This is a genomic window from Haloquadratum walsbyi J07HQW2, from assembly GCF_000415985.1.
Classification (GTDB): domain Archaea; phylum Halobacteriota; class Halobacteria; order Halobacteriales; family Haloferacaceae; genus Haloquadratum; species Haloquadratum walsbyi_B.
The window spans coordinates 259,951-267,789 of record NZ_KE356561.1 but is presented as its reverse complement, the minus strand read 5'-3'; the positions used below and the strand labels follow the sequence as shown (position 1 = coordinate 267,789).

Sequence of the window (7,839 nt, the reverse complement as noted above, 5' to 3'; positions counted from 1 at the left end):
CGATCACGATCACGTTCCCCCTACTCCAGAGACAATTGCATCCCCGATTGAGTTTATACAACACTGTATAAACATTCCCGGGAGTCGGGGGAGTCGACGTCTCCGCGATGTCCCGGATCACGATCACGATGCAAATGCCATTGCAGAGGCACTTTCAATTGAATCTCATTAATTGGATATCAATATACAATATATTATTTTTAACATCAGTCTTCTCGAGATCGTCACCGTCACTCCCGGGAGTCAGGGGCTAGTCTCTCTATTCGCCTTATGTAACAAATCGTTTTCTGAGGGAGGCAGATGTTACATAAGACGCTGATCACAATCCCGATACCCCCCGCTCCCGATGCAAATGCCATTGCAGAGGCACTTTCAGACTCAATTGCACCATCATTGATTGTCGGGAGTCGACGTCTGCAGGATCAGAATCAGGATGAGGATCCGGTGCAGTTGCATCGAGAACACCCTTCTAGGGGATTCCGTGCAAGTGAGCCGGAACAGTGTCACAGTTTATTCAGCAAGGAGAGCACGGAGGTCCAAAATCCCAGCAGTCGCGAGCATGAGGATACCCACAACGAAGAATGCATGACCCAATGGCTCGACAAGTATGAAGATAGGAAAAATCAACCCAGCGATAATCAGGAATCTTCCATACATTGTCATGAGACCCCAGCTACATATGATGAACAATCCGAGTGAAAAAAATAGACCGGACCTCTGAAGGCATTATTCGTGTGAACAGCCGTCGAAGTGGCTCGCGTGCTGTGTCCGACCTTCTAAGGCTTCGACCTGGCACTCCTCGCACGTCACAACAGACTCACCAGTGTCCCCGTTTTCGCCGACCTTCGTAGCGTAGTGCGGACCTCACTGACGCCACCCTGCCAGAAGGAATATATGTGCTTCCCGGACGAACTTCAGATTCTCAGTAGTGAAACCCACGGATCCAGCGACGATCGGGAGCCCGAGTACGTTGCAGATAGCAACGGTGTTCGTAATCTTATAGAGCTCTCTGAATATAATGTCTCTGACGGCAGTATGTATCCTTGCGGTTTATAGACAATCGTGAAGTGAACTGAATCCCAGTCGCGCACTCTTAGTTATTGGGAACTCATCATCGTGGTATATGTCAGACAGTCGGTCCGATGAGGAGAATATACGGGAGCTGGTCAGAGAGTATAAACGATAATACGTCTTCTTGTCACACTCCCATCCACCGTTGCAACAGAGAGAAAAATACACATACGGATTGAAATAGGAAGTTGTAGCGCGCCCCCGAATGCGAGCGTGAGCGTCAAACGATGGTGGAAATTTTTCACTGTCGAACCACGGGACGGCGAGGGCTCACCGTCGGAGTCGACTAGCTCTGTCCTTGAGCTGTTCCGATAAGTGAATCACTTGGAAATATCTATTTGATATCATCAAAAGTTTAAATTAAAATGGAGTGCTGCCATACGTTCAATTTCGAAGATTGGCAAAAAACTGTTCCTGAAGCCGACTACGAACCCAATGATGAATGGTCATGGTCATGTTCACACCCGAGAGCAGACTCCTCACATCCAGAAGTAGAAGCAGGTAGCATGCCAGAGGGTGAATATCCTGAGAACTGCTTGTTTCATATCTCGTCTAAAAAACGAGATAAGCTCGGGGTTACCGACGAAAATGTCTCTGAACATTTTTATCAGCGGATACACTCAGGTGAGGAAGGATCTAAAGAATTTGTCGATGCGCATCTTACCAAGCTTGATCTTAGCAAACGCATCCTTGACCCAGAGGGTAACCAATCAGTAGATCTCCGCTTCTGTACTATCGAAAAGGATCTATATCTAAGAGAAACGCGAGTAGAGAACCGCTTGAAGATGCAAGGTAGTAAAATAAACCGAGTTCGAATGGAGGGTGCTTATTTCGGGGAAACATTGGACTGGTACGGATGTAAATTTTCTGGAACTATCAAGGCAGATGACACACGATTCTGCGACAAATTCCTTCTGGCACGCTCGCGGCTTGAGTGCACTGCCCGATTTGGGAAACGATCGGAGTTCCAAGGTTTGAATCTCACGGGGGCAATATTCAAAAGTAATTTTAAACTGCCCGGTGCCACCGTCTCCGGGTTGATGTACTCTCGGGGGACGAAATTCAAGAAAGCAAAATTCAAGCACACGGTATTTGAGCAGGAAGCCAGGTTCGCCGGTGTATGCTTCAACAAAAAAGCGTGTTTTTCTGAAGTTCGTTTCGGCGATGACGTGAGCTTTGGTAAGGATGATCCAGACGATGACCGCGGTCCTGCAAATTTCGACTGTGTGGCTAATTTCAGTGATTCCGATTTCAATGGTAGCGTAGATTTTAACGGAACTAAGTTTGCTGAGAAGATCAATTTCCCTGGTGCCGACCTCTCTGACGCCGACCTCACCAACGCCACTCTCTCGAACGCCGACCTCTCGGAGGCTGACCTCACAGACACGGATCTTAGACGTGCGAACCTCACAGACGCCAATCTCTCTGAGACCGACTTCTCAAGGGTCACGCTTTCTCGCCAGACTACCATCGGTGATCCAAGAGAGCAAATAGAGGACAAGACCGATGAGATGGGAGAAGAGCAGTACGATCAAATCGCCCGCGCAAATCACGAACTTCGGACGGCATACAGCACGAACGGACTGACTGGACAGGCTCGCACCGCCCGTGTTCGAGAACGTAAGGCGCGACGACGGGAAGCATTAGCTGAGGATGGGTTACGAGGCACTGCCGCGTGGTTTGGGTCGTTGCTCTCGCAGTTCTTCACCGGATATGGGATTCAACTCCGGTGGATACTCGGGGTAATGATAGCGCTCTTTGTTATCTCTACCTTCGTCTACTGGATGGTTGGCGGGATGACACCCGGTGATAGTCTCATGTACAGTATCGTGACCTTCACTACCTCCCGACCTGCAGAACCCGAACTGACCGATGTCGGAGTGCGTATCGTTGCGGGAATTGAGACGTTCGCTGGCACTGCCGCTATTGTCTTCCTCGGCTACGTCCTCGGGACTCGCGAGCGGGTGTGATAGACTGATGATTGATACTAGAGCTGGGCTCGTATCGAGCATGAATCGTCGCGGCGATTTTCCCGACCTCCAATATGCACAGTCCATGTACAAGTGGTGTTTATTTATTTATACTGAATCCCGGGACGCTGTCTGTTGATTATGCAGACATGCGACTCTCACCGATTCGTAAGGCGCGATCGACCTCGACGCCCGGTGTTCGTCGACGACGCTGGATATGTGACTTGGACACACCGCGCCTCGCAAAACTCGGGCTTCTCAGGACGCCCCGGTAGTATCATATAAGCGGTCCGTGGAGTCTTACTCGGTCCTAACACAATCGGCACAAGGGGTCGGTCCGGTGTTTGCTAAGTATTTCCTCACCGGACACTTCTTATTGTCAATAGTGATAGCTACGGATCCGAGGGTGTTATACAACGGTTCGCATACCGTTCTTTACTCCCAAGCTCCGCTCAGTACGGGACAAGGGACATTAAGATATTATTCGACCCAGAAGGTAACTTTATGGGAATGAATTATCAGAAGGTGGTAAAAATTATCACATCTCTATTCGTTCTACTCGTTGGTGTGATACTGCTTACTAACCCAGTGTTAGGCTACTCACAAGCGTCATCTCGTAGATCTATGCTGAGAGATTCCTGTCTGGATATGAGTCGAGGTTAATCACATACTCAGCTCGGATTTTCTCCACAATTGACAGCCTCAGTACGGATTCCAGAAGTGTACTAACCCGCCGTAGAAGACTGCACCCACAGTCGCCGTTGAGAGGGCTGAAATGAGGGCTCTGTCGGTGAACAGATACCCACAGGAGATGACCACAAACCACAGGAGACCGTGGACAATCGGATTCTGTCCGAGTGACTGAATGTCTATGTCGGCGAAGGACATCAATTGTCGAGTTGGACTCGTCGATTAAAAACGTCCGTTGAGACTCTCTCAGTCAGGAACTCACATCGATTATGAGGGTAGTGCTGTCCTGTCCTGTCCTGTCCGAAATCCAGACTGACTCCTTGGGTACTGAGTGGGAATTCTACAGCACTCACGGTAATCCACGTTTTCAATGACACCGTCGCCAGAACGCCCACTCGTATCTCTTTCTCTTTCTCTTTCTTTCAGTGTCGTAGTATAGTAAAACGTCTGGACCGCTCCAGTCTACCTAGTAAGGAAGGATGTTAACATGTTTGATTGCTGAGACTATGCTTCGACTGAGGACTGTCTTCTGACGGCTATCCCGTCGCCTCCGTTGTCGATATTGGCAAGTTCCTTCGATCATCCGCTAATACGCCTGAGAGTGTTCATGGAGGACGATCATTTTCCATGACGATCAGTATTCACGAATATGAAGGCGCCCTCTGATAACGATTCGAATGCCTCTGCAGCTGGATAGTATTGTTTCCAGCAAAGCGACTCATCCCGATCAGCTGAGAGCAATTCCAGTGGACGATCTGATGATTTGACGACAATGCTTTTCGGAGCACGAGAATCCCAATCAATGACATTTTTGAATAATGAGACTGCTCTGCGAACACTCGGCGAATCAGTTACTTCATCGAGATTCTCTGCACGGGATAACTGCTCGATTGGCGTTAATTCAGTTTGATGGATGGTTTCACCGTCGGTAGGGTTGGGTTGGGACTTGCATCGGAAGAAACGGCTTCGACGGATTCCTCAAGACGGTGTAGCTTCTGTTTCGTCTCTGCCCTTGTCCTCTCCTTTCCTGCTCTCTGTCTCTCTTCTTCGAGCTGCTCGATGGTTTCCTGCTGTTGATTGATGATCTCCTGCTGATCGGCTATGGTTTCCTGCAGCTCGTCTTGATCTTGGTCTCGATTACTCTCAAGATCGGCAATTCGATTCGATGAGACTGCTCGTTAACTGAGCCGGAGAACGTGTGCCAGTCGAGAGAGATTCAACGCGTATCCCCATCCAAAGACCATCGGAGTGAGTAGTCGCTCATCTTCTGGATTCCAGAATCTTGCCTTCACCTTTGAGAACGTCGGCTTTCTCAAGTCGTATGGGAGTCCGAGGAATCGACCTTGCAGGGGTTCATTCTGTTCCATATTTCCCTTACCCTGTGAGCAGATTAAAAAAGTAATTCTGGGCTTCTGAATATGATATGAATCGACCGTCTCTAACAGAGTAATCTAATGGCTGGGCTACTGAGAACTACTTCTATATTGATCGATTAAGTTGTGGTTAACACGTCACACCACTGAACTGTACACGTTTAGGCGATGCTCGGAAAAATTTTCAAATTGGTTGTATTGAATGACAACTAATGTCCGATTTACTCTCCAAGAGTCTCCGGCTGCAGGCTGTTGCTGCGTCAATCAGTGCAATTCTCGGTGTGGGGTTGATCTACAAGTTTCTCCGTACCCCACAATATACTCAGATACCCGACCCACGCATTATTCCGATAAATGGACTTCTTTGGTTGTCTCTTGGCATTATTGCTGTGTCAATCTCAGCATACCTCATTTACACACTCAACCGGCAATCCGAGGCCGCCAACGCAGATCCAGGTGATTCTGAAGAGCACAGCAGTTCGACACCGACTGAAACCCTCCACAAACGGTATGCGACGGGAGAGATTTCTCACACGGAGTTTGAACGCCACCTGGAGCGGCTGCTCGAAACCAAGGATATCTCTCAGATTGATCGGTCGATGTCACTGTTGAAATATAATGGGAGCACATCGCATTTGGATACTGACTCATCATCTGGTCTAACCGAAGAGGAAAGCTACTGAACTAACTCTCCACAGGGGATAGCAGTCATACAGCATCGACCCCCTGTATCTTGCACGCGACTCTTGAGGATACTTCGATAGGCAGAGTGTACCAAATTCTCCATGACACGCTGTGAGTAAATAATCCAAGCCCCTCTCGAGTAGGGGTATCGGGATTCGCACTGGAACAGAGGGCACGTGATCACGCCGGGAGCAGGGGTGTCTTGTCTGTGAGCCGGGGCAACTGGTCGAACAGGCGCGAAATCCCCGACTCCCGAAGACAGTCATCCGAACGTCAAATGAAATTAATTGTTAATGCAAGCCCCTCTGGAGTCTAGTGTTTTCTCTGGAGGAGGAGGCGGGATCGGCATCTTATGTAACATCTGCTCTTCTCAGAAGACGATTTGTTACACAAGGCACGAATACGAAATTCTAGTGGATAACATCTCAACAACAATTGAGTATAAGACTCGAATAAAGCACAAAACACACTGAGTAGTCTCTGTAGTTGAGTGTTTAGACCGCAGAAGAATACTTGTACCCCGGGGTAAATATCATAGTATCACACAAGATACCGAGATATCGACGAATCTAGCAGAACACGAGTCCCCAGAACCGATAGATGACTTCAACAAGCGTAGCGAACTCGAAAAGGGTAAAGTATACTTCGGGACTGTCGATAGGGTTTCAGGCGGTAATGCGATTATTCAATTTACACCGAGTCAACATATCAACCTAGGTCAAATCGATAAGTCGGTAGTGGGCGAAGAGGTCAGATTCAGATATGTCAGAAAATACTGGGGAGAGTGTATAGAGATTAAATACACCCCTGACAGATACGACCCGCCAAACCGTGATTCAAACAACTCATCGGATCGAACGCAAGATGGGACGATTACAGAAAACGATGCAGTGGGTAATAAACTCCTCAAAGGAAAGCTTTGAACATATCTTCTAGGTTGCAGACGTATGTGAGACATTAACATCTGCCTTTCTCACAAGACGAGTTGTTACATAAGACACGAATCCTGAGACTGTTGCAATAACCCGTTAGAGTGGTGTTCTTGACGCAAGTCCCCGTGTAGGGGGAAACACACAGACAAAATCACATCTCTAGAATTGTGCAACGGAGCATCAGAAACTTGCACAATTCTCGCAGATGATAACCGCATTCCCGGCACAGTTACCGGGGGCACCCGTGTTTACACACAATGGCAGATATTGCACCGTTGAGTCACCAGAGAGACACGGTAATTCAGCGGCATTGTGCAAAAATCGGACTATCTCTGAGATCCAAAAAAGCCGATTAGCCCTTTCGTAGTTCGCCAGTCTTCACTGAGCGGTTCACATGATTAGATTTCGTGACATTCCCTCTTGGTTTTTTATGATTGGATGAAAGCCAGTATATATGCCGTATTTCAAGACATATAAAAATGATAAAGGAAATTATATTCATGCGAATCCACCTGATACTGGAAATATAACATATCAAACAACTCCTGAAGCAGAGGATTTTATCAAACAACTGGAGTATACAGATGGTGATAAGCTTCCTTGGGGGATCATCAATCCACTTCGTGCTGCTGGGTTAATTTATACCCATGGGCAGGGGACTGGTACAATCCCGGATGATACACCTGAATTAGACCGATCAGAGCTGGCAACTATGTCAGCAGATGAAGCTGAGAAACTATTGTCGTATCTCCAATCGCGCGGAGATGTTCCTGATGAAATTTATGATCAATTACGTGAAATCGTCGAAGAGAGTGAAAAGGATGATACAGAGGTATTCTCCCTGGACGATGCACTCGACGAGATTGGAAAAAGTGGAGAGGATGACATAGAAAAATTGCCTGATGCACTCGAACCGCAAACCCCTCCATCGATGAGCGTGTCAGGGCAAAAACCAGAAAGTAACGATGATTACGATTATGAAGTTATGATATCAGTAAGAAATAGTGTTGATTACAGAGTGGAGCACTGTGTACACTACATCGGCATCCTGATTGAAAGCCCCCATGACGAGTATGATCACCGTATTATGGAGTGGAATGTAGGGTTACCCACAACCAC

Annotated in this window: 7 protein-coding genes; 4 read left to right on the top strand and 3 right to left on the bottom strand. The window is 47.7% G+C overall.

The features are described from left to right. Positions 1–510 precede the first annotated feature (510 nt). A complete protein-coding gene (locus tag J07HQW2_RS17025; protein ID WP_303703865.1) occupies positions 511–657 on the bottom strand; it encodes a hypothetical protein in 147 nt (48 codons plus the stop codon). Between the two features lie 779 nt (positions 658–1,436). On the opposite strand from J07HQW2_RS17025, the gene J07HQW2_RS17020 reads away from it, so the two are divergent. After that, positions 1,437–3,041, top strand: a complete 1,605-nt coding sequence (locus J07HQW2_RS17020; protein ID WP_021053390.1) for a pentapeptide repeat-containing protein — start codon at positions 1,437–1,439, stop codon at positions 3,039–3,041. A gap of 702 nt (positions 3,042–3,743) precedes the next feature. On the opposite strand, the gene J07HQW2_RS17015 is transcribed toward J07HQW2_RS17020, so the two are convergent. Together J07HQW2_RS17015 and J07HQW2_RS01315 are read right to left on the bottom strand one after the other, a co-directional pair. Beyond that, positions 3,744–3,929 carry a hypothetical protein gene (locus J07HQW2_RS17015; RefSeq protein WP_021053389.1) on the bottom strand — a complete coding sequence of 62 codons (186 nt, stop codon included), beginning with the start codon at positions 3,927–3,929 and terminating at the stop codon, positions 3,744–3,746. Between the two features lie 980 nt (positions 3,930–4,909). Beyond that, entirely contained in the window at positions 4,910–5,098 is a 189-nt protein-coding gene (locus J07HQW2_RS01315; RefSeq protein ID WP_021053388.1) for a DUF5808 domain-containing protein, read from the bottom strand. A 218-nt stretch (positions 5,099–5,316) separates the two neighbouring features. Between J07HQW2_RS01315 and J07HQW2_RS01310 the strand changes: the two genes are divergently transcribed. From J07HQW2_RS01310 to J07HQW2_RS01300, 3 genes are all read left to right on the top strand, one after another. Continuing rightward, positions 5,317–5,787, top strand: a complete 471-nt coding sequence (locus tag J07HQW2_RS01310; RefSeq protein WP_021053387.1) for an SHOCT domain-containing protein — start codon at positions 5,317–5,319, stop codon at positions 5,785–5,787. A 738-nt stretch (positions 5,788–6,525) separates the two neighbouring features. Further along, a complete protein-coding gene (locus J07HQW2_RS01305) occupies positions 6,526–6,711 on the top strand; it encodes a hypothetical protein (RefSeq protein ID WP_021053386.1) in 186 nt (61 codons plus the stop codon). A gap of 463 nt (positions 6,712–7,174) precedes the next feature. Next, positions 7,175–7,839 (top strand): hypothetical protein (locus tag J07HQW2_RS01300; RefSeq protein WP_021053385.1); only part of this gene is annotated, 665 nt, incomplete at its 3' end.

Excerpts from the sequence above, each read along its gene's own strand:
- J07HQW2_RS17015 (WP_021053389.1), bottom strand. The coding sequence starts at position 3,929 with ATGTCCTTCGCCGACATAGACATTCAGTCACTCGGACAGAATCCGATT.
- J07HQW2_RS01310 (WP_021053387.1), top strand. The coding sequence starts at position 5,317 with ATGTCCGATTTACTCTCCAAGAGTCTCCGGCTGCAGGCTGTTGCTGCG.
- J07HQW2_RS17025 (WP_303703865.1), bottom strand. The coding sequence starts at position 657 with ATGTATGGAAGATTCCTGATTATCGCTGGGTTGATTTTTCCTATCTTC.
- J07HQW2_RS17020 (WP_021053390.1), top strand. The coding sequence starts at position 1,437 with ATGGAGTGCTGCCATACGTTCAATTTCGAAGATTGGCAAAAAACTGTT.
- J07HQW2_RS01315 (WP_021053388.1), bottom strand. The coding sequence starts at position 5,098 with ATGGAACAGAATGAACCCCTGCAAGGTCGATTCCTCGGACTCCCATAC.